At 68.7% G+C, this 19,559-nt stretch carries 21 protein-coding genes; 10 read left to right on the forward strand and 11 right to left on the reverse strand.

The window, feature by feature from the left end:
* Positions 1-78: 78 nt before the first annotated feature.
* On the reverse strand, positions 79-1,335 hold the full coding sequence (gene fabF, locus AL072_RS04865) for a beta-ketoacyl-ACP synthase II (protein ID WP_045581283.1): 1,257 nt from the start codon (positions 1,333-1,335) through the stop codon (positions 79-81).
* 241 nt (positions 1,336-1,576) lie between these two features.
* Here fabF and AL072_RS04870 point away from each other — a divergent pair, with 241 nt between their 5' ends.
* Positions 1,577-2,572 carry an adenosine kinase gene (locus AL072_RS04870; RefSeq protein WP_045581282.1) on the forward strand — a complete coding sequence of 332 codons (996 nt, stop codon included), beginning with the start codon at positions 1,577-1,579 and terminating at the stop codon, positions 2,570-2,572.
* Positions 2,573-2,643: 71 nt separating this feature from the next.
* Here AL072_RS04870 and AL072_RS04875 read toward each other — a convergent pair whose 3' ends face one another.
* Positions 2,644-3,123 (reverse strand): hypothetical protein, encoded by a 480-nt coding sequence (locus AL072_RS04875; protein ID WP_045581281.1) that lies wholly within the window; start codon positions 3,121-3,123, stop codon positions 2,644-2,646.
* A 107-nt stretch (positions 3,124-3,230) separates the two neighbouring features.
* On the opposite strand from AL072_RS04875, the gene AL072_RS04880 reads away from it, so the two are divergent.
* The 6 genes from AL072_RS04880 (at position 3,231) to AL072_RS04905 (ending at position 7,816) form a co-directional block, all read left to right on the forward strand.
* Positions 3,231-3,776 (forward strand): hypothetical protein, encoded by a 546-nt coding sequence (locus tag AL072_RS04880; protein ID WP_245636759.1) that lies wholly within the window; start codon positions 3,231-3,233, stop codon positions 3,774-3,776.
* An 88-nt stretch (positions 3,777-3,864) separates the two neighbouring features.
* Positions 3,865-4,782 carry a sulfite exporter TauE/SafE family protein gene (locus AL072_RS04885; protein ID WP_045581280.1) on the forward strand — a complete coding sequence of 306 codons (918 nt, stop codon included), beginning with the start codon at positions 3,865-3,867 and terminating at the stop codon, positions 4,780-4,782.
* Positions 4,782-5,549 (forward strand): TIGR02186 family protein, encoded by a 768-nt coding sequence (locus AL072_RS04890; RefSeq protein ID WP_045581279.1) that lies wholly within the window; start codon positions 4,782-4,784, stop codon positions 5,547-5,549. Before AL072_RS04885 ends, AL072_RS04890 begins: the two co-directional genes overlap by 1 nt.
* Before the next feature lie 17 nt (positions 5,550-5,566).
* A complete protein-coding gene (locus AL072_RS04895) occupies positions 5,567-6,097 on the forward strand; it encodes a universal stress protein (RefSeq protein WP_045581278.1) in 531 nt (176 codons plus the stop codon).
* A 228-nt stretch (positions 6,098-6,325) separates the two neighbouring features.
* Positions 6,326-6,883 (forward strand): NifU family protein, encoded by a 558-nt coding sequence (locus tag AL072_RS04900; protein ID WP_045581277.1) that lies wholly within the window; start codon positions 6,326-6,328, stop codon positions 6,881-6,883.
* A gap of 54 nt (positions 6,884-6,937) precedes the next feature.
* On the forward strand, positions 6,938-7,816 hold the full coding sequence (locus AL072_RS04905) for a DUF1848 domain-containing protein (protein WP_045581276.1): 879 nt from the start codon (positions 6,938-6,940) through the stop codon (positions 7,814-7,816).
* A 25-nt stretch (positions 7,817-7,841) separates the two neighbouring features.
* Here AL072_RS04905 and AL072_RS04910 read toward each other — a convergent pair whose 3' ends face one another.
* The 4 genes from AL072_RS04910 to AL072_RS04925 form a co-directional block, all read right to left on the reverse strand.
* On the reverse strand, positions 7,842-8,207 hold the full coding sequence (locus AL072_RS04910; protein ID WP_045581275.1) for a response regulator: 366 nt from the start codon (positions 8,205-8,207) through the stop codon (positions 7,842-7,844).
* A gap of 155 nt (positions 8,208-8,362) precedes the next feature.
* Entirely contained in the window at positions 8,363-8,965 is a 603-nt protein-coding gene (gene grpE, locus AL072_RS04915; protein ID WP_052709940.1) for a nucleotide exchange factor GrpE, read from the reverse strand.
* 49 nt (positions 8,966-9,014) lie between these two features.
* On the reverse strand, positions 9,015-10,055 hold the full coding sequence (gene hrcA / locus AL072_RS04920; RefSeq protein ID WP_045581274.1) for a heat-inducible transcriptional repressor HrcA: 1,041 nt from the start codon (positions 10,053-10,055) through the stop codon (positions 9,015-9,017).
* Between the two features lie 136 nt (positions 10,056-10,191).
* Positions 10,192-10,938 (reverse strand): creatininase family protein, encoded by a 747-nt coding sequence (locus AL072_RS04925; RefSeq protein WP_045581273.1) that lies wholly within the window; start codon positions 10,936-10,938, stop codon positions 10,192-10,194.
* 218 nt (positions 10,939-11,156) lie between these two features.
* Between AL072_RS04925 and AL072_RS04930 the strand changes: the two genes are divergently transcribed.
* Positions 11,157-12,689, forward strand: coding sequence for a YifB family Mg chelatase-like AAA ATPase (locus AL072_RS04930; protein ID WP_045581272.1), 1,533 nt, complete (start codon positions 11,157-11,159; stop codon positions 12,687-12,689).
* A gap of 4 nt (positions 12,690-12,693) precedes the next feature.
* Here the strand turns inward: AL072_RS04930 and AL072_RS04935 are convergent, their stop codons facing one another.
* Entirely contained in the window at positions 12,694-12,936 is a 243-nt protein-coding gene (locus AL072_RS04935; protein WP_045581271.1) for a helix-hairpin-helix domain-containing protein, read from the reverse strand.
* 3 nt (positions 12,937-12,939) lie between these two features.
* Positions 12,940-14,478 (reverse strand): alpha/beta fold hydrolase, encoded by a 1,539-nt coding sequence (locus AL072_RS04940; protein ID WP_245636760.1) that lies wholly within the window; start codon positions 14,476-14,478, stop codon positions 12,940-12,942.
* 299 nt (positions 14,479-14,777) lie between these two features.
* Here AL072_RS04940 and chrA point away from each other — a divergent pair, with 299 nt between their 5' ends.
* Entirely contained in the window at positions 14,778-16,133 is a 1,356-nt protein-coding gene (chrA, locus tag AL072_RS04945; RefSeq protein WP_045581269.1) for a chromate efflux transporter, read from the forward strand.
* 806 nt (positions 16,134-16,939) lie between these two features.
* Positions 16,940-17,314, forward strand: a complete 375-nt coding sequence (locus tag AL072_RS04950; protein WP_045581268.1) for a MarR family winged helix-turn-helix transcriptional regulator — start codon at positions 16,940-16,942, stop codon at positions 17,312-17,314.
* Between the two features lie 11 nt (positions 17,315-17,325).
* Here the strand turns inward: AL072_RS04950 and AL072_RS04955 are convergent, their stop codons facing one another.
* From AL072_RS04955 to AL072_RS04965, 3 genes are all read right to left on the reverse strand, one after another.
* The gene (locus tag AL072_RS04955) at positions 17,326-18,000 is read right to left on the reverse strand and encodes a pyroglutamyl-peptidase I (protein ID WP_082108852.1); all 675 of its coding nucleotides are present in this window, start codon (positions 17,998-18,000) and stop codon (positions 17,326-17,328) included.
* Between the two features lie 13 nt (positions 18,001-18,013).
* Positions 18,014-19,012, reverse strand: a complete 999-nt coding sequence (gene trpS / locus AL072_RS04960; RefSeq protein ID WP_045581266.1) for a tryptophan--tRNA ligase — start codon at positions 19,010-19,012, stop codon at positions 18,014-18,016.
* 92 nt (positions 19,013-19,104) lie between these two features.
* A complete protein-coding gene (locus AL072_RS04965) occupies positions 19,105-19,473 on the reverse strand; it encodes a cupin domain-containing protein (protein WP_045581265.1) in 369 nt (122 codons plus the stop codon).
* Positions 19,474-19,559: the final 86 nt, after the last annotated feature.

Raw genomic sequence — 19,559 nt, forward strand, 5'->3', positions numbered from 1 at the left:
GGGAAAGGGGTAAAGGCCGCCCGCATATCTACGGTGACCGGCTGCCCGCTTCCACCCCCGACCGTCCAAAAAGCACCCTCACGCCACCGGGCTGAACACCAGCGCCGCGTTGGTGCCGCCGAAGCCGAAGCTGTTGGACAGCACATGGCGGATGCGCCGCTCCTTCGGCCGCAGTGGCACGAGGTCGAGGTCGCAGCCCTCCGACGGCGCCTCCAGATTCAGGGTCGGCGGCGCCACCTGATCGCGCAGCGCCAGGATGGCAAAGATCGCCTCGACTGCGCCGGCGGCACCCAGCAGATGGCCGGTCGCCGATTTGGTTGAGGACATCGACAGGCTGGACGCCGCGGGGCCGAACAGCCGCTTGACCGCGACGATCTCCACCGGGTCGCCGGCAGGGGTCGAGGTGGCGTGGGCATTGACGTAGTCGACGGCGTCCGGCGACAGGCCAGCCCGCTTCAACGCGGCGCGCATGGCGCGGAAGGCACCGTCGCCGTCCTCCGCCGGGGACGTGATGTGGTAGGCGTCGCCCGACAGGCCATAGCCGGTGACCTCGGCATGGATCGTGGCGCCGCGCCGTTTCGCGTGCTCCAGCTCCTCCAGCACCAGCACCCCTGCACCTTCGCCCATCACGAAACCATCGCGGTCGCGGTCCCAGGGGCGCGACGCACGGGCCGGATCGTCGTTGAAGCCGGTGGACATGGCGCGGGCGGCGCAGAATCCGGCCAGCCCCAGGCGGCAGATCGCCGCCTCGCTGCCGCCGGCCAGCATGACGTCGGCGTCGTCCATCATGATCAGCCGTGCCGCGTCGCCGATGGCGTGGGCTCCTGTCGCGCAGGCGGTCACGACGGCATGGTTCGGACCGCGGAAGCCGTAGCGGATCGACACATGGCCGGAGGCCAGATTGATCAGGGTCGACGGCACGAAGAAGGGGGAGATGCGGCGCGGTCCCTTCCCGTGCAGGGACAGCGCCCCTTCGGCCAGTGCCGGCAACCCGCCGATGCCGGAGCCGATCAGCACGCCGGTGCGTTCCTGCGCCTCCGTGTCGGCGGGGCGCCAGCCGGCGTCCGCCACCGCCTCCTCCGCGGCGGCGAGCGCCAGCAGGATGAAGCGGTCCATCTTGCGCTGGTCCTTGGGCGGCACTACCGCGTCGGCGTCGAAGGGGGCGTCCCCGGTCCCGGGCAACTGTCCGGCGATGCGGCAGGGCAGATCGGCGGCATCGACGCCCGCCACCGCCCGGATGCCGCTTTTCCCGTCCAGCACGGCGCGCCAGCTCGGCCCCACGCCGGCCCCGAGCGGAGTGACGGCGCCAAGGCCGGTGACCACGACTCGTCTCATTCCATTGCGTCCTTTGCCGTTGCATCCTGTGAAGGGAAAGCCGTCGCGGCGCGCAGCCGGTCCGGTCGGATCGGCTCGCCGGTCTCGCGGCCGGCCAACAAACAAGTCGGGTTCAATGTCACGAACGCAAGGGAGACCGGAGCAAGGGGGTGATTCCAGGGGCCGCGCTTGTGAAGCCCGCAGCCGCGGCTATACTCGCGCCGCAACATCGCCTTCACCACAAGACCTGTCAGGAGAGCCCATGGCCGCGTCCGCCTACGACGTCACCGGCATCGGCAACGCCATCGTGGACGTGATCGCCCACGCCGACGACGCCTTCCTCGCCGCCAACACCATCGAAAAGGGGGCGATGACCTTGATCGACGCCGCCCGGGCGGAGGAGCTGTACGGCCGCATGGGGCCGGGCGTGGAGGTCTCCGGCGGATCGGCCGGCAACACGATGGCGGGCATCGCCATGCTGGGCGGGCGCGGCGCCTATATCGGCAAGGTCGCCAAGGACCAGTTGGGCGACGTCTTCCGCCACGACATCCGCGCCTCGGGCGTCGCGTTCGACAGCGCGCCGCTGGTGGCCGGGGCGCCGACCGCAAGGTGCCTGATCCTGGTGACGCCGGACGCGCAGCGCTCCATGAACACCTATCTCGGCGCTTGCGTGGAACTGGGGCCTGAGGACATCGACGAGGCGGTGATCGCCGGCTCGCAGGTGACCTATCTGGAAGGCTACCTGTGGGATCCTCCCCGCGCCAAGGAGGCCTTCCGCAAGGCCGCATCCATCGCGCATGCCGCCGGCCGCAAGGTGTCGCTGTCGCTGTCCGACAGCTTCTGCGTCCACCGCCATCATGCCGAATTCGTCGATTTGGTGGAGAACCACGTCGACATCCTCTTCGCCAACGAGCATGAGATCGGCGCGCTCTACGGCACCGACCGGTTCGAGGATGCGCTGGCCGCGGTGACGCGCCTGGGCAAGACCGCCGCCCTGACCCGCAGCGAGAAGGGCGCGGTCATCGTCGCCGACGGCAAGGTCGTCGAGGTGGGAGCCGAGCCGGTGGAGCGGGTGGTGGACACCACAGGTGCCGGTGACCTCTATGCCGCAGGCTTCCTGTTCGGCTACACCCGCGGCCTGGCGCCTGCGGTCTGCGGCCGCCTGGGCGCGATCGCCGCGGCGGAGATCATCGGCCATGTCGGCGCCCGGCCGGAGGTGGACCTGCGCGACCTGGTCGCGGGCAAGGGCGTGCTGTAACTGCATTTCGCACGTCAGATCGCGAAGATGCTGCCGGCCGGGTTGCGTTTTGCAATGCCGGCCGGTCACGTTCAGTTGAGTTGCCCGTCCAGCACCGGCCGCTCGACGGCGGCGACATGACCGGACAGGAGCGCCATCGCCGTCCCGCTGTCGGATGCCGCCACCGCCCAGCGTTCAGGTCGTTCCGGCTTCGGAATGGTCAGAAGCCACAGCTGGTCACGGTCTCCGAAGCGTTCGTTCAGCAGCGTGTATTCCCGCGGCCCCTGACGGCGCAGGTCGTTCAGCCGCGATTGCAGGTCCGCCGCCTCCGCCTGGCGGACGGAGATGGCCTCTTCCGTCTGGCGCAGCTCGATTTCCTGACGGTATATGTCGCGGCGCAGAACCTCCGAGGTCTGCGCCAGCTCCTTCCGGCCCCGGTTCAACTGGCGCCGGCGCCGCTGGACGGCCGCCATCCGCTTTCCGGCCCGCAGGATCGATGCAGTGATCCAGCTGAGGCAAGCCAGCGAAATCACCATCTCCAGCAGCAGGACCAGCGGAGCCCCGGTGCTCATCGTCCGGCCATCGGCTGAATTGGTTCGTCCATTGTTCTCTCCGGCATGGTCTTTGCTGCGCCGTCTCCAGCTAGCAACCGCCGTGCCATCGGCATGGAAGCGATTGAATGAAGGGGAAGGACGGTGCGGTGATGGAAACAGTGCGGAGCATTCTCGATTCGGCGGTTCCGCTGGTGGCTGCGCTGGCGGTCCTGTGTCACCTGTGCTGGATCGGCATCCGGCGCGGCTGGGATCGCATGGCGGGGCTCGACCGGCTCCGGCAGTCGGTGGTGCCGCTGAAGGAGCGGCACCAGGCCGATACCGAAGCGTTGCTCGACCTGAATTGCCGGCTTGAGGAGGCGAAGAACCGCCTTGGTGCCGCCGAACAACGCGTGCAGCAAATTCAGCGGCAGATCGAGGCGCTGGACAGGGATCCGCCGGTCTTCCTCCACGTCTTGGGCAAGCCCGGCAGCAGCCGGCGCAGATTCCGGGCCGAGGTGGAATTCGATGCGACCGCGGCGCGGGCGGCCGGCCGGCCGGTCAATCCGGCCTGGCGCTATGGCAACCGGGTGTTGGTTCATGCGCCGGACCTGTCGGCGGCCCGGCGCGAGGCCGACCATGCCTTTCCGCAAAAGGCCGGATACAAGGTCTACTTCCACGCCCCCGTCCATTGACCGGCTCCGGCTTTCCCCTTCCAGCTTTCAAGGGCGCGCCGCGTCGGGTAAGCTGCCGCACCCGCCGCAGCCGACCGACACGCTTCCCATGCAAGTCTATCTGCCGATTGCCGAGATGTCGGTCAACGCGCTGCTGGTGCTCGGCATGGGCTGGCTGGTGGGTTTCCTGTCGGGGATGTTCGGGGTCGGCGGCGGCTTCCTGATGACGCCGCTGCTGATCTTCATCGGCGTTCCCCCTGCCATCGCCGTCGGCACCCAGGCCAACCAACTGGTCGCGGCCAGCGTGTCGGGCGTCCTGGCGCACTGGCGGCGCGGCAATGTCGACGTCAAGCTGGGCGTCGTGATGCTGGCCGGCGGCGTCGTCGGCACCGCGGTAGGGGTATGGATCTTCGGCATCCTCCAGCGGCTGGGCCAGATCGACATCGCGATCACCCTGTCCTACGTCTTCTTCCTGGGCACCATCGGCGGCATGATGCTGGTGGAGAGCAGCCGCGCCATCCTGCGCCGCCGCGCCCCGACCGCCAAGCGCGGCAAGCTGCACCGCCATATCTGGCTGCACGGCCTGCCCTTCAAGATGCGGTTCCAGCGCTCCAAGCTCTACATCTCCGCCCTGCTGCCGGCGGGGATCGGGGCGGTCGGCGGCATGCTGGTGGCGATCATGGGCATCGGCGGCGGCTTCCTGCTGGTGCCGGCGATGATCTACCTGTTGAACATGCCGGCGGGGCTGGTGGCTGGAACATCGCTGTTCCAGATCATCTTCACCACCGCGGCGGCAACCCTGCTGCAGGCCGCCACCAACCAGACGGTCGACGCCATGCTGGCGCTTCTGCTGCTGGTCGGCGGCGTGATCGGCGCGCAGTTCGGCACCAGGGCCGGCAGCCGCCTGCGCGGCGAGACCGCTCGGCTGGCGCTGTCGACGATCGTGGTGGCGGTGGCGCTGAAGCTGGCTTGGGACCTGTTCTCCCGCCCCGACGACCTGTTCACCCTGACGATGGGGATGCGGTGATGGGTGCCTTGGCCAAACGCCGTCTGGTGCAGGGGGCCGCGGGGCTGGCCGGGCTGCTGCTGGGCGGGACGGTGGCGGCGACGGTGTGGGCGCAGCAGCTGGTCGCCGACCTGTCGAGCCACCTGATCGCCATCACCACCGGTTTCACCGGGACGGAGGTCGTGCTGTTCGGCACCACCGACGGGGCGGGCGACGTCGCCATCGTCGTCACCGGCCCGCGCGGCTCCGCCACCGTCCGCCGCAAGGAACGGGTGGCCGGCATGTGGATGAACACCGACAGCCTGCGTTTCGATCAGGTTCCAGGCTTCTACACGGTGGCGGTCAGCCGGCCGCTCGACCAGCTGGTCGGCCGTCCGGTGCTGGAGCGCCACCAGCTCGGCCTGCCGCAGCTGCAACTGGCCGCCGATGCCGCCTTGCCGCCGGACGAGCAGGCGGCCTTCCGCTCAGCGCTGATCCGCAACAAGCAGCGACAGGGGCTTTACGCCATCGCGTCGGGGCAGGTCGCCTTCCTGGGCGAACGGCTGTTCCGCACCAACATCTATTTCCCCGCCAATGTCCCGACCGGGCTGTACAATGTCGAAGCCCTGCTGATCCGGGACGGCGACGTTGTCAGCGCCCAGACCACGCCGCTGGTGGTGTCGAAGATCGGGTTCAGCGCCGAAGTGTCGGACTTCGCCCGCAATCGCCCGGTCGTTTACGGGGTGGCGGCCGTCGTCGGCGCCATCGCGGCCGGCTGGGCGGCCGGTGCCGCCTTCCGCCGGGTCTAGCCGAGAGGTGTTTTGAGATGACCGACGCGACGCAATTCCCGACGCCGGCTCCGACGCCGGAAAACCCCGCTCCCCAGCCGGCGAAACCGGTGCGCATCTTCCTGGTGGTGGTCGACGACAGCCCGGAGCTGAAGGTGGCGCTGCGCTATGCCTGCCTGCGCGCCCGCAAGTCGGGTGGCAAGGTGGCGCTGCTGACCGTGCTGGAGAAAGGCGAGATGCAGCACTGGCTGGCGGTGGAGAACCTGATCCGCGAGGAACAGCGCGCCGAGGCGGAACAGAAGCTTCAGAAGCTGGCGCGGGAGGTCAACCAACTGACCGGCACCCTGCCGGCGCTCTATGTCCGCGAGGGCAACCGCACCGAGGAGGTGCTGGCCCTGATCGGGGAGGAGCCGAGCATCTCCATCCTGGTGCTGGCTGCCGGCACTGATCCCGAAGGCCCCGGCCCGCTGATCTCCTACTACACCGGCCGCGGCCTGGGCCGCCTGCACATTCCGTTGACCATCGTCCCCGGCGGGCTGAGCAACGAGGCGCTGGACGCGATCACGTAAGTAAGGATAGCGACCAGGTAAGGATGGACGGGCGCCGGTCGTTGTGTCCGGCCGGGGTGCGCCATTTCCATGCCGGAAGCTGCCAGGGTATCCTTACCTGCCGAATACCCATACGGATCGGGTCCTTGATACCTCCGGCGATTCGGCCCAGATTTCCATCCGATCGTTCCGCAGCCCAATCCCGGGCGCGCCGGCAGTTTCGTTCCGGCGCCGAAGGAGGACCAGACCATGTTCATTCAGACCGAGCAGACGCCCAACCCGGCGACTCTCAAGTTCCTGCCGGGGCGTGACGTGCTCGGACGTGGCACCGCCGACTTCACCAGCCGCGAGGATGCCGCCCGCTCACCGCTCGCCCAGCGCCTGTTCGAGATCGAGGGCGTCGTCGGCGTGTTCCTGGGGACCGACTTCATCACCATCAGCAAGACCGATGCGCGCGACTGGTTCCTGCTGAAGCCGTCGATCCTCGGCGTCATCATGGAGCATTTCACCGCCGACCGGCCGGTCCTGCTGGAGGATGGCGGCGACGGCCATGCCGCCGCGGCCAACGCTGACGACGAGGAGATCGTCGAGCAGATCAAGGAACTGCTCGACACCCGCGTCCGCCCGTCGGTGGCGCAGGACGGCGGCGACATCACCTTCCAGGGTTTCGAGAAGGGCGTGGTCTACCTGGCGATGAAGGGGGCCTGTTCCGGCTGCCCCAGCTCCACCGCCACGCTGAAGCACGGCATCGAGAACATGCTGCGCCACTACATCCCGGAAGTGGTCGAGGTCCGTTCGGTCCAATAGCCCTGTGCCGGCCCGTCCCTTGATGGGGCGGGCCGGCATTCCCATGCTGGGGTGATGATCATCTCCGCCAGCTACAAGACCGACATTCCCGCCTTCTATGGACGCTGGTTCCTGAACCGGCTCCAGGCCGGCCATTGCCGGATGGTCAATCCCTATGGCGGCCAGACATACCGCATCGACCTGACCCGTCCGGCGGTCGACGGCTTTGTCTTCTGGACCAAGAATCTCGGACCCTTCCTCGGCGCGCTCGACAGCGTGGCGGAGCAGGGCTTTCCCTTCGTCGTGCAGTACAGCGTCACCGGCCTGCCCACCGCGCTGGAACGCTCGGTTCCCGAGTGGGAGACGGCGGCCGGCCATATGGAGCGGGTGCGCGACCGCTGGGGGCCGCGTGCCGCGGTCTGGCGCTACGACCCCATCGTCGTGACCGACGCCACACCGCCCGTATGGCACCGGGAGATTTTCGCCCGCATCGCCCGCAGGCTGCATGGCATGACCGACGAGGTGGCGGTGTCCTTCCTCCAGCCCTACCGCAAGACAGCCCGCAACCTCGCCGCCGCCGGCATCGGCTGGCACGATCCGGATGCCGGGGAGAAGCGCGTCCTGCTGTCCGACCTCGCATCCATCGCGGCGGGGGAGGGGATGGCGCTCACCCTCTGCACCCAGCCCGACCTGACGGACACGCCCGGCACGGCAGCGGCCCGCTGCATCCACGCCGCTCGCCTGTCCGATGTCGCAGGGTATCCCGTCGCCGCACGGGAGAAGGGCAACCGTCCCGGCTGCCTGTGTGCCGAAAGCCGCGATATCGGCGATTACGACAGCTGCCCGCATGGCTGCGTCTATTGTTACGCCGTCGCCGACCGTGCCACGGCCCGGCGCCGCTTCGCCGCGCACGACCCGGAGGGGGAGTTCCTGGTGGCGCGGCGGAGTTCCTGATCCCACCGATCAGGAGCGCGCATCCTTACGGGCAGACCTTACGAACCGTCTCGACCAGCTTTTCGGGGTTGAAGGGCTTGACCAGCCAGCCGGTGGCTCCGGCTTCGCGCCCGGCGGTCTTCTTGCCGGGGTCGGCCTCGGTGGTCAGCAGCAGGATGGGGGTCGCGCGATTGACGGCCGATGCGCGGATGGCACGGGTCAGGGCAAGCCCGTCCAGGCCCGGCATGTTCAGGTCGGTGATGATGCAATCGAACTTGCGCTGGCTGGCCAACGCCAGCCCGGCATTGCCGTCCGACGCCTCCGCCACCTCATAGCCGGCATTCTTCAGCGTGAAGCCGACCATGTCGCGGATGGTCTTGGAATCGTCGACGGTCAGGACGCTCTTGGGCATTGGGACGGCTCCGGTTGCTCGGCCGATTGGATCGGATCGTAGGCGTAGGAAATTTCCCGCCGACCGTCAACCGATAGCGTCCCCGGTCCCATGAACCGCAGGCAAGGCCCCGGGCACGCGGATAGCGGTGCCGGAGCCTTGCCGGGGTTCGGTCATTACGCCTTTGTATCGACGTGTTGTCCGCCGGCCTCGTTCGGGCCGCCCTTGGCGACGCCGACCATCGCCTCACGCAGCAGGCGGCCGTGGATCGTGTAGCCGGGCTGCAGCACCTGGACGACGGTGCCGGCGGTCTTGCCGGTGTTCTCGATCTCGAACATCACCTGATGGAAGTTCGGGTCGAACAGCTCGCCGGCCGGGTCGATCTTCTTGATGCCCGCACGCTCGAAGGCGGCGAGGAGCTGGCGTTCGGTCGCCTCGACGCCGACGGCGAGGCCCTTCAGCATCTCGTCCTGCTCGCGGCCTTCGGCCGGGACGGCGTCCAGCGCGCGGCGCAGGTTGTCGGCGACCGTCACCAACTCCTTGGCGAAGCTCGACACGGCGAACTTGCTGGCATCCTCGCGGTCACGCTGGGCACGGCGGCGGGTGTTCTCCGTCTCCGCCATGGCGCGCAGAAGCTGGTCCTTCAGGCCGGCGACCTCGGTCTCCAGCTTGGCGACGCGGTCCTCCGGCGATGCGCTCTCCGGGGCCGTAGCGGTCTCGGCGGTGGCCTCGGTCGGCTCCACTGCGGCGTCGGCGGGCTTGTTCTGCTCTTCGCTCATGGTTTTCTCAATTCTTGCTTCGTCGAGTGAGGCGGGGGGATGGATGCGGTCAGCCGATCAGGCGGCTGACCACCTTGGCGGTGTAGTCCACCAGCGGAATGATGCGGGCATAATTGATGCGGGTCGGACCGATGACGCCGATGGCGCCGATCACCCGTTCGCGGCTATTCTGGAAGGGGGAGATGATCATCGAACAGCCGGAGTGGTTGAACAGCACATTCTCCGCGCCGATGAAGATCTGCACGCCGTCGCCGCGCCCGGTGGCGTCCAGCATGCGCAGCATCGTCTCCTTGGTTTCCAGCGCCTCGAACAGGCCGCGGACGCGCTCCAGGTCGGACAGCGCGGTGACGTCCTCCAACAGCCGGGACTGGCCGCGGACGATCAGCTGGCCGGCGTTCGACCCGCCGCTGCCGGCCCAGGTTGCCAGCCCGGCGGCGACCACCTTGCGCGACAGCTCGTCCAGCTGGGTCTTCTGTTCCTGGATGTCCTGCAGAACCTCCTGCCGCGCCTCGTCCAGCGTGCGGCCGGCAAGGCGGGCGCTGAGGAAGTTCGATACGGTCTGCAGGGTGGAGGTCGGCAGGCCCACCGGCACCTCGATCACCCGGTTCTCGACCAGCCCGTCCTCGTTCACCAGCACGACCAGCGCCCGGCCGGGGCCGAGCGACACGAACTCGATATGCTTCAGCGGCCGGTCGGTCTTGGGCGCCACCACCAGCCCGGCGCAGTGCGACAGGCCGGCCAGCATTCCCGACGCCTCGCCCAGCACGTCGGAGAAGGCGCGGCCGGAAGCGGCGCATTTCGCCTCGATCCCGGCACGCTCGTCTTCGGTCAGCGATCCGATCTCCAGCAGGCCGTCGACGAACATGCGCAGCCCGGCGTCGGTCGGGATGCGTCCCGCCGAGGTGTGCGGGGCGTAGAGCAGCCCCTGTTCCTCCAGGTCGGCCATCACGTTGCGGATGGTCGCCGGCGACAGGGCCATGCCGAGCCGTCTGGAGATCGTGCGCGACCCGACCGGTTCGCCGGACGCCACATAGGCATCGACGATCAACCGGAAGATTTCGCGTGACCGCTGGTTCAGCTCGCTGATCATGGTCTGGGGACGGCCGGTTTCTGTTCGGACAGGACGGTTGCGGAACGGGAATTCCGTCAACCGGTCCGAATTTAGGCAGGTCCGACCGCCGAATCAACGTGCTGGGCGAAGAAGCCCCGCCGACGTCACTCCGGCATCACTGCTCCGCCAGAAAGGCGCGGTACTGGGCGCCGATGGCGCCGACCGCCGCCTCATAGAGGCGCTGGCCGTGTTCCGGCCGGGCGAGGCCGGGAGCGGAGCCGATGCGGCCGTCCGGATAGCGGCGGCGGAAGTCGCGGGCGTCGTGGAAACCGCCGGCCGGCGCCTGCTCCGGCTCCATCGCCGCGGTCTTGATCGACTCCGGATAGGCGTACTGGGTCACCGACACCTCGCTGGGGGTGGCGTGCGACCCCTCCTTGCCCTGGTAGAACTCGCGCGACAGGCGGCCGACCTCGGCATTCTCCCACCAGTTCACCAGGGTGCAGCGCAGGTCCGGCGCGTCGCGGCCGCGCAGTGCCCGGTTCTCCGCATGGATCTCGTAGAAGGCGGCGCGCAGGGTGGCGATGTTGCCGCCATGGCCGTTGACGAAGAAGAAGCGCTCGAACCCGTGTTCGACCAGCGAGCCGACATAGTCGCGCAGCACGGCGATCAGGGTGGACGGCTTCAGCGTCATCGAGCCGGGGAATTCCATGTGGTGGACGGCCATGCCGACCGGGATCGTCGGGCCGACGAGGGCGCCGGTGGCGTCGCCGACGCCCCGCGCGATGAATTCGGCGCAGATGGCGTCGGTGCCGACCAGACCGTTCGGCCCGTGCTGTTCGGTCGAGCCGATCGGCATGACGATGCCCTTGGAGGTCTTCAGATAGGTCTCGACCTCGGCCCAGGTGCTCAGGTGAAGCTGCACGGTGGCGAATCCTCGACTGGAAGCAGGAAGCTGGATGCAGGATTTGGCGTGGCCTTCATGTTAGGCCGCGCCGCGGTGACGACAACCGCTCCCTGCGCCGGGCCGGCATGACGACGCCATGGTGGCGTGCGAATTCATCCCGTGCTGGCGTAATTGCAGAGTGACGACTACACTGGCGTGCAATTCTTCCGGTCCAGCGTCTTCATCGGGGTGCAGTTTTGGTTGCGCGCGTCAATACGGTGGCGTTCCAGGGCATCGAGGTGCTGGGGATCGACGTCCAGGTCCAGATGTCCGGGGGAATCGTCGCCTTCACCATCGTCGGCCTGCCGGACAAGGCGGTCGGGGAAAGCCGGGAGCGGGTGCGCGCCGCGCTGCATGCGCTGGGGCTGGCGCTGCCGGCCAAGCGCATCACCGTCAACCTCGCCCCTGCCGACGTGCTGAAGGAGGGCAGCCATTTCGACCTGCCCATCGCGCTCGGCCTGCTGACCGTGATGGGCGTGCTGCCGGATGCGGAGATCGCCCGCTATGCCGCGCTGGGCGAACTGGCGCTGGATGGCACCCTGACCCCGGTGGCGGGGGTCCTGCCCGCCGCCATCGATGCGCTGGCCAACGACCGCGGCCTGATCTGCCCGGCCGCCTGCGGCGGGGAAGCGGCCTGGGCCGGTCCCGACCTCGACGTGCTGGCGCCGGTCAACCTGCTGGCGCTGATCAACCATTTCAAGGGCACCCAGGTGCTGACGCCGCCCAAGCCGCGCATGCAGGAACAGGAGGCGCCGCCGCCCGACCTGCGCGACGTCAAGGGCAACGAGACCGCCAAGCGCGCGCTGGAGGTCGCCGCCGCCGGGTCGCACAACCTGCTGATGATCGGACCGCCCGGCTCGGGCAAGTCGATGCTGGCCGCCCGCCTGCCGGGCCTGCTGCCGCCGCTCGATCCGGCGGAGGCGCTGGAGGTGTCGATGATCCACAGCGTCGGCGGCCTGCTGGAGGGCGGACGGCTGCTGCGCCAGCGCCCCTACCGGGCACCACACCAGTCCGCCAGCCTGCCGGCGCTGGTCGGCGGCGGCACCCGGGCCAAGCCGGGCGAGATCTCCCTCGCCCACCAAGGCGTTCTCTTTCTCGATGAGCTGCCGGAGTTCCCGCGTCCGCTGCTGGAGGCGCTGCGCCAGCCGCTGGAGACGGGAAAGTCGGTGGTCAGCCGAGCCAACCACCACGTCACCTATCCGGCACGGGTGCAACTGGTGGCGGCGATGAATCCCTGCCGTTGCGGCCATCTCGACGACGCCTCGCTCGCCTGCGCCCGCGCGCCGAAATGCGCGGCCGACTATCAGTCGAAGATCAGCGGCCCGCTGTTCGACCGCATCGACCTGCACATCGACGTTCCCGCGGTCAGTCCCGCCGATCTCAGCCTGCCGCCCCCGGCGGAGGGCAGCGCCGACATCGCCGCCCGCGTTGCCGTCGCCCGCGCCATCCAGGCGGAGCGCTACGGTGCGTTCGGTCCCTATCCGGCCGGTCGCGTGGTGCGGACGAATGCCGAGGCCGACGGCGAGCTGCTGGAAAGGGTCGCCTCCCCCGACGCCTCCGGCCGTGCCCTGCTGACCGAGGCGGCGGAGCGGCTGAAGCTGTCGGCCCGCGGCTATCACCGGGTGATGCGGGTCGGGCGCACGCTGGCCGACCTGGACGGCGTGGAGGGGGTGAGGCGCCGGCACATCGCCGAGGCGCTGAGCTACCGGCGGATCGCGCCGGGGCGGTGAGCGGTCAGATGCCGCGATCGGCCGCTGCCATCAGGATCGCCGCTTGAATGGCGTTACGAGCCTGCGGGCTGTTCTTCCAACAACTGCTGCCGATACCGGCGGACACCGCTGAACAGATTTCCGCCGCATCCCGGCGGACCAGCGTCGCCAGATCGTGAATGCCCACCTGTTCGAGGCGCTCGACGACTTTCGGGCCGACCCCCTTGACGGACAGCAGACGTGCGCGCTCTTCGCTCGAAAAGGACATCGGTCAGGGTCTCTCGAATACCGGTGGCCTGGCCGCGCCCGGACACACGGTCGCCGGGACCGATTCCTGCTCGACGAAACTCACCGCGGCGGCCAGGGCGCAGTCCTCGCTGGAGGTGACGATGTGGCTGGCGGCGCGGAAGACCAGATGGCGGCTCCTGGGCAGGGTGGCGGCGGCGCGGTCGCCCCAGTCCGGCGGGGTGACCGGGTCGTAGGCGCCGGACAACAGCAGCACCGGCACCGGGCTGGCAACCGGCAGGCGTTCGGCCGGTTCCTGGTGGCCGGTCGGCCAAAGGCGGCAGACGCGCTGGCCGGGATCGTCGACGGCGACGATCCCGTAGGGCGGGAAACGGCGGGCGCCGTCGGCACGCTTGGCCGGTTCGGCCGGGTTCACCGATTCACGGCACTCCACGGAGAAGGCCAGCCCGTCGGCGATCTCCGGATCGCCCAGCCAGTTGGTCGGCGCCCATTCGGCCATCGCCGCATACTGGCCGCGGATGGCGCGGTCGATCATCGCCGGCACGGTGGGGACCGCCTCGCTGATCGCCATCGCCTCCAGCCCGGCGGCGATGGCAGAGCCGCCGCTCAGCCGCAGGGCCCGGCGCGTCTCATGGTCGCCGACGACGAGGTCGACCGGGTTGCGGTCCAGCCGCTCCACCAGATCGAGGAAGCGCTTTTCCAGGTCGGGAAAGGAGGAGCGGCAGCCGCGGTTGGCGGCGCAGTCGTCGAACAGCCGGCGATAGGCGCGCTGGGCCAGCCAGGCCGTCTCCTCCTGCGCGTTGACGTCTGGCGGATAGACGCTGTCGAACACCGCGGTCCGCACCCGGGCGCCCTGGCGCCGCAGGATCTCCAGCCCGACCCGCGTGCCGTAGGACACCGCGAACAGGTTGACGCGTTGGGCGCCCAGCGCGGTGACGACGTCGAGCGCATCCTCCGCGGCGACGGGGGTGGAGAATTGGGTGCCGTCCAGCCCGGCGGCACCCAGACGCGCAGCGCAGGCGGCGACCGCCGCCCGCTCCGCCGCCGCCCGTTGCTCGCGCGTCACCGGCCGGGTCCGGCGGGTGGCGCCGGCGGTGTCGAGTTCGGGGCAGTCGGTGTCGGGCTCCGCCCGGCCGACGCCGCGCGGGTCGAACAGGATCAGGTTGCGGGTGCGGCGGAAGGGGGCGGACAATTCCCACCAGACCTCCATCCGCTCCTCCGTCGCCTCGCCGCTGCCGAAGGGGGAGGCGCCGGGGCCGCCCTCCAGGAACAGCACCGGGTCGGGGGCGGGCTGGCGCGCGGTGCTCAGCAGCACGGCGACCGGCAGGCGCAGGCTGCGGCTGTTCGGGCGGTCGCGTCGTTCCGCCACCGCCACCGTGCCGCACAGCGCCGCCTCGCCTTCCGGCACGGTGAACCAGCAGGGACCGGGGGTGAAGCGCGTTTCCGCGGCGGCGGGTGCCGCGCCTATCCCCGTCGCCGTCGCAGCGGCCATCAGCAGCGCCGCCAGCATCCGACGGGCGGAGCGTGCCTGCATGGACCGCGCGAAGAGGAAGAGGTGGGGCACGGGCGACTCGGGGACTGATGGACGGAGTACCGCCGATGGACCTGTTTGACCGACCCGCCCCCCGCTTGTCCAGAGATGCCGGCCGAAGCCCGGACCTGTGGCGAAACGGCGCGGAAGCGGTGCCGATTTACCACAGGGGCGGAGCGCGCCCAGGATCTCTATGAGTATTTCCGCAAGATGTGCAACGACAGAGGTTCGCCATGACCGAAGCGAAGGCCTGCTCGGGTACGGCCGCATCCGGGGAGCCGAACGGCCGGCATGGAAGCGGCTTGGGGAGTGGCTTGGGGGTCGGTCCGGGGATGGTCGGCCCGCGGGTCGGTTTGGGCGAGGCAACGCGGGTCTGGGCACGGATTGCCGCGCTCAGCTTCGGCGGCCCGGCCGGACAGATCGCGGTGATGCATCGCATCGTCGTCGAGGAAAAGCGTTGGATCGGCGAGGAGCGTTTTCTGCACGCGCTCAACTACTGCATGCTGCTGCCGGGCCCCGAGGCGCAGCAACTTGCCATCTACATCGGCTGGCTGATGCACCGCACGGCCGGCGGGTTGATCGCCGGCATCCTGTTCGTGCTGCCGGGCATGGCCGCCATCATGGCGCTGAGCTGGATCTACGTGCTGTTCGGCGCTGTCCCGGCCGTCGAAGGGCTGTTCTTCGGCCTGAAGGCTGCGGTGCTGGCGATCGTCGTGCAGGCGGTGATCCGGGTGGGCGGGCGGGCGCTGAAGAACGGCGCCATGCTCGGCATTGCCGCAGCCGCTTTCCTGGCGATCTTCCTGTTTGACATTCCCTTTCCCCTGATCATCGCCGTGGCCGGCGCGGTGGGATATATCGGCGGGCGGCTCGGCCTGCCGGCGTTCCGGGGTGGTGGCGGTCATCTCAGCTTCGCCCACACCGTCGCGGATGCCGACTCCCTGCTCGGGACGGAGATGCCGGCGCATGCCCGTCCGAGCCTAGCCCGGTCACTGCGGGTGTCCGGTGTCTGTCTGGCGCTCTGGCTGATCCCGGTGGCGGCGCTGCTGCTCATCCTCGGTCCGGCGAACGTCTACAGCCGTGTCGCCCTGTTCTTCTCCCAGATGGCGGTCGTGACCTTCGGCGGCGCCTATGCCGTGCTGGCCTATGTCGCGCAGCAGGCGGTCGATACCCATGGCTGGCTGCGGCCGGGCGAGATGCTCGACGGGCTGGGCATGGCGGAAACCACGCCCGGTCCGCTGATCATGGTGGTCCAGTTCGTGGGCTTTCTCGCCGCCTTCCGCGATCCAGGCAGCCTGCCGCCGCTGCTGGCCGGCACGCTGGCCGGGCTGCTCACCACCTGGGTCACCTTCGTTCCCTGCTTCCTGTGGATCTTTCTGGGCGCTCCCTACATCGAGGCGTTGCGCGGCAACCGGGCGCTGTCGGCGGCGTTGACCGCGGTCACCGCCGCAGTGGTCGGGGTGATCCTCAATCTGGCGCTCTGGTTCGGAATGCATGTGCTGTTCCATCAGCTGCGCCCGGTGTCGGCCTCTGGCATCCGGCTGGAGCTTCCCGTGCCGTCTTCGCTGGATCCGTCAGCGGCGCTGCTCACGGTGGCTGCGGTGCTGGCGGTGTTCCGCTTCAAGCTCGGGATGGTCCCGGTGTTGCTGCTGTGCTCGGCCGCCGGGCTGCTGCTGCGCGTCATCGGCTGAACCTCTCCGCTTGAATCCTGCGCGTTCGTGAAGCGCATCGACCGATGGCCGCTGCAATGTCGCCGGCTTTGTCACAGGTGTCTTGACGGAACATATCCGAATACGGAATTATTCCTCCTTGGAGGTCCGGCTGTTCGGTCCTCCTGCCTTGGAGAGGAGCAGACCATGCCCACCTTGTGGAGCGCATTGCGGAGGCGATGGCTCGATTCCGGCGCAGTGCCCGGACCGGGCAGCCTGTGCGGGCACCTGCGGCGCGACATCGGATTGACGGACAGGGAGCCGTCGGACGGGGAGGGGGCCGTACCCGCAACCCGCCTGTCGCCTTTTTGCATCCGCGATCGGAACCTATCGGACGCGCGGACATTTTTGACCTTGCAACCGTATCGCTGAGCGGCGATACCGGATCCGCCGGCATGAAAGCGTCGGCATCACCCAACCACTGGAGAGTTTCGATGAAATCCATCGTAGCCACTGCCTGGACCCGCCGATCGGGCGATCCGGCCATGCATGCCACCCATCAGGCCGCCAATCGTACCCCGGCCCAACCGATTTTTACGCTTTGCGCATTCTCCGAACGCGAATTCAGGATAACGAGAGGATCCCATGTGTGTCTTTCTGGGCTTTTGCGGTCACCGTCTCTTCGTTGAACACGCCCGCTGGGCATCGCCGGCCGGGTCCTTCGACCTGCGGCGGGAAAACGGGGAAGTCATCCTATGGCTTGGACGCCTGAACGTCATCTACACACCGGCCCGCTGGGGACCACCCTCCCGCGCTGCATAGCGCATGATGCCGCGGAGAGCCGCTGAATGCCGGCCCGCGTCCGTCACGACGAGGTCCTCACCGTCGTCCAGGTGCTCGAGGCGTTCCGCAAGCTCGACCCCGATCTGCCCATCCAGTATGCGCTGAGTTTCATGACCATCGCGCAGAGCGAAGGCATTTCCATAGGCGAACTGGCGGAACGCCTGGGCATCGCCCAATCCTCCGCGTCGCGCAACGTGGCGGCGCTCAGCCGCTGGCACAGCTTCGGCAAGGCCGGCCTCGATCTGGTGCAGGCGCAGGAAGACCCGCGCGAGCGCCGCCGCAAGATCGTCACCCTGACCGACAAGGGCCGTGAGTTCCTGGACGCGCTGCGCGCCATCGTGAACCCCCCCGACCAGCGCCGTTCCGCCAGGACGGCCTGATATCCGCGCCGTCAGGCGAATCCGTTCAGCGCCCTGCGCAGCATGCCGACCAACGTCTGCACTGCCAGTTCCTGCCTGTCCAGCGCCAGACCGCCGAAGCGGCGCAGCACCGCCGCGCGCTCAGGCAACGGCGGCATGTGGAAGAAGCCGTAAGGAACGTCCAGGTCGGCGCTCTCGATGATGTGCCGCGCCCGGTAGAACAGATGGTTGCCGAGGAAGCCGCCGGAAAAGTCGCCGAAGGTCACCGGCAGCCCGGCCATCGACAGTTCCCGTATCACCCGCGGCACCGGCAGGGTGCTGCCATAGGCGGTCGGTCCGTCCGGCACGATGTCGGCAGCCTCGCGCACGGTGCCGGCGGCGTCCGGCAGCGGGCTTTCGTCGCGGTTCCAGGCCAGCCGTTCCAGCCGGATGTAATCGCTCGCCTCCAGACAGGCGAAGCTGAGCGCCGCCAGCGGCCGGTGTTGCGCCAGCAGGGCGGCGAAGGCCTCGCCGCAGGCGTCGAACAGAGGGGGGAGGGTGGCGGTGACGACCCCCGGCTCCCCCGCCAGCCGGTCCATCAGCAGGGCGGTCGGATCGGCCGTCCAGGGATGGTCTTCGGTCGGGGGATTGTCCGGATCGGGAGCCGGCCCGCCGTCGGGGGGGGGGCGGAACGGCGTGAAGCCGGTGAGCAGTATGGGGGCCGTCACGGGCAGGGCATCCTTACGGCCGCAACAGGCCGATGATGTCCTTCACGTCGTTCAGGTTCCTCTCCGCGATGGCCGCGGCGCGCTCGCCGCCGGTCTTCAGCAGGCGGTCGATCTCCGCCTTGTCGGACAACAGTTCCTTCATACGGGTGGTGATCGGCGCCAGCTTGTCCACCGACAGGTCGACCAGCGATTTCTTGAAATCGGAGAATTGGGAACCGGCGAACTGCGCCAGAACCTGTTCGCGCGACTGACCGGCCAGCGCACCGTAGATGGTGACGAGGTTGTCGGCTTCCGGCCGCGCTTCCAGCTCGGTGACGGTTTCCGGCAGGGGTTCCGGGTCGGTCTTGGCCTTGCGGATCTTCTGCGCGATGGTGTCGGCGTCGTCGGTCATGTTGATGCGCGAATATTCGGACTCGTCCGACTTCGACATCTTCTTCTTTCCATCGCGCAGGCTCATCACCCGCGTCGCCTCGCCCAGGATCTGCGGCTCGGGCAGCGGGAAGAAGTCGGTTTCATAGCGGCGGTTGAAGGCACCGGCGATGTCGCGCGCCAATTCCAGATGCTGCTTCTGGTCCTCGCCCACCGGCACATGGGTCGCCTTGTACAGCAGGATGTCGGCGGCCATCAGCGTCGGATAGGCGTAGAGGCCCAGGTTGGCCATGTCCTTCTGCTTGCCGGCCTTTTCCTTGAACTGAGTCATGCGGTTCAGCCAGCCGAGCGGCGTGTGGCAGGACAGGATCCAGCCCAGCTCGGCATGGGCTGAAACCACCGACTGGTTGAACAGGATGTTCTTTTCCGGGTCGATGCCGGCGGCGATGTAGGCCGCGGCGACCTCGCGGATGTTGTTGCGCAGGACCTCCGGATCCTGGTCGATGGTCAGCGCGTGCAGATCGACGACGCAGAAGATGCACTCGTAGCTGTTCTGCAGCTCCACCCAGTTGCGCAGCGCCCCCAGATAGTTGCCGAGGTGAAGCTGCCGGGTCGGCTGCATGCCGGAGAAAATGCGGTTCACGGGTGGTCTCGCTCGAAAACTCTGGGAGGCGGCAGTTATCGCCCCCCGAAGTCCGCCGGTCAAGGCACGGTGCGCCGCAGCCGCGCCCGCCGTCAGGCCAGCTGTTCGGCGATGGAACGGGTCATCGGCGTCTCGACATCGCCGGTGTGCTTCGTCGTCACCGTCTCGATCAGCAGGACCGCGCACTCCTCGTCGGCAACCGGGCGGTGCATCACCCCACGCGGGATCACGCACAGCTCGCCCGGCGACAGCAGCGTTTCACTGCCGTCCTCGAACTGGATGCGTAGCCGGCCGCGGATGAGCTGGAACAGTTCGTCCTCGTCGTCGTGGCGGTGCCAGACGAATTCGCCCTTCAGCTTGGCAACCTTCACATACTGGTCGTTCACCCGGGCGACAACTTTGGGCGACCAGTGGTCGGTCAGGGCGGCGAGCGCGGCGTCGATGCTGACGGCGGGGATCATGCGGGGCTTCCTCCGGTCCAGGATGGCTGCGGTGTGGGTGGGACCGGGATAGCGCCGGAGGATCCTCGATGGAAACTAATAGTGGA

This window comes from Azospirillum thiophilum, from assembly GCF_001305595.1.
Taxonomy (GTDB): Bacteria; Pseudomonadota; Alphaproteobacteria; order Azospirillales; family Azospirillaceae; genus Azospirillum; species Azospirillum thiophilum.

Excerpts from the sequence above, each read along its gene's own strand:
- fabF (WP_045581283.1), bottom strand. The coding sequence starts at position 1,335 with ATGAGACGAGTCGTGGTCACCGGCCTTGGCGCCGTCACTCCGCTCGGG.
- AL072_RS04870 (WP_045581282.1), top strand. The coding sequence starts at position 1,577 with ATGGCCGCGTCCGCCTACGACGTCACCGGCATCGGCAACGCCATCGTG.
- AL072_RS04875 (WP_045581281.1), bottom strand. The coding sequence starts at position 3,123 with ATGAGCACCGGGGCTCCGCTGGTCCTGCTGCTGGAGATGGTGATTTCG.
- AL072_RS04880 (WP_245636759.1), top strand. The coding sequence starts at position 3,231 with ATGAAGGGGAAGGACGGTGCGGTGATGGAAACAGTGCGGAGCATTCTC.
- AL072_RS04885 (WP_045581280.1), top strand. The coding sequence starts at position 3,865 with ATGCAAGTCTATCTGCCGATTGCCGAGATGTCGGTCAACGCGCTGCTG.
- AL072_RS04890 (WP_045581279.1), top strand. The coding sequence starts at position 4,782 with ATGGGTGCCTTGGCCAAACGCCGTCTGGTGCAGGGGGCCGCGGGGCTG.
- AL072_RS04895 (WP_045581278.1), top strand. The coding sequence starts at position 5,567 with ATGACCGACGCGACGCAATTCCCGACGCCGGCTCCGACGCCGGAAAAC.
- AL072_RS04900 (WP_045581277.1), top strand. The coding sequence starts at position 6,326 with ATGTTCATTCAGACCGAGCAGACGCCCAACCCGGCGACTCTCAAGTTC.
- AL072_RS04905 (WP_045581276.1), top strand. The coding sequence starts at position 6,938 with ATGATCATCTCCGCCAGCTACAAGACCGACATTCCCGCCTTCTATGGA.
- AL072_RS04910 (WP_045581275.1), bottom strand. The coding sequence starts at position 8,207 with ATGCCCAAGAGCGTCCTGACCGTCGACGATTCCAAGACCATCCGCGAC.
- grpE (WP_052709940.1), bottom strand. The coding sequence starts at position 8,965 with ATGAGCGAAGAGCAGAACAAGCCCGCCGACGCCGCAGTGGAGCCGACC.
- hrcA (WP_045581274.1), bottom strand. The coding sequence starts at position 10,055 with ATGATCAGCGAGCTGAACCAGCGGTCACGCGAAATCTTCCGGTTGATC.
- AL072_RS04935 (WP_045581271.1), bottom strand. The coding sequence starts at position 12,936 with ATGTCCTTTTCGAGCGAAGAGCGCGCACGTCTGCTGTCCGTCAAGGGG.
- chrA (WP_045581269.1), top strand. The coding sequence starts at position 14,778 with ATGGTCGGCCCGCGGGTCGGTTTGGGCGAGGCAACGCGGGTCTGGGCA.
- AL072_RS04950 (WP_045581268.1), top strand. The coding sequence starts at position 16,940 with ATGCCGGCCCGCGTCCGTCACGACGAGGTCCTCACCGTCGTCCAGGTG.
- AL072_RS04965 (WP_045581265.1), bottom strand. The coding sequence starts at position 19,473 with ATGATCCCCGCCGTCAGCATCGACGCCGCGCTCGCCGCCCTGACCGAC.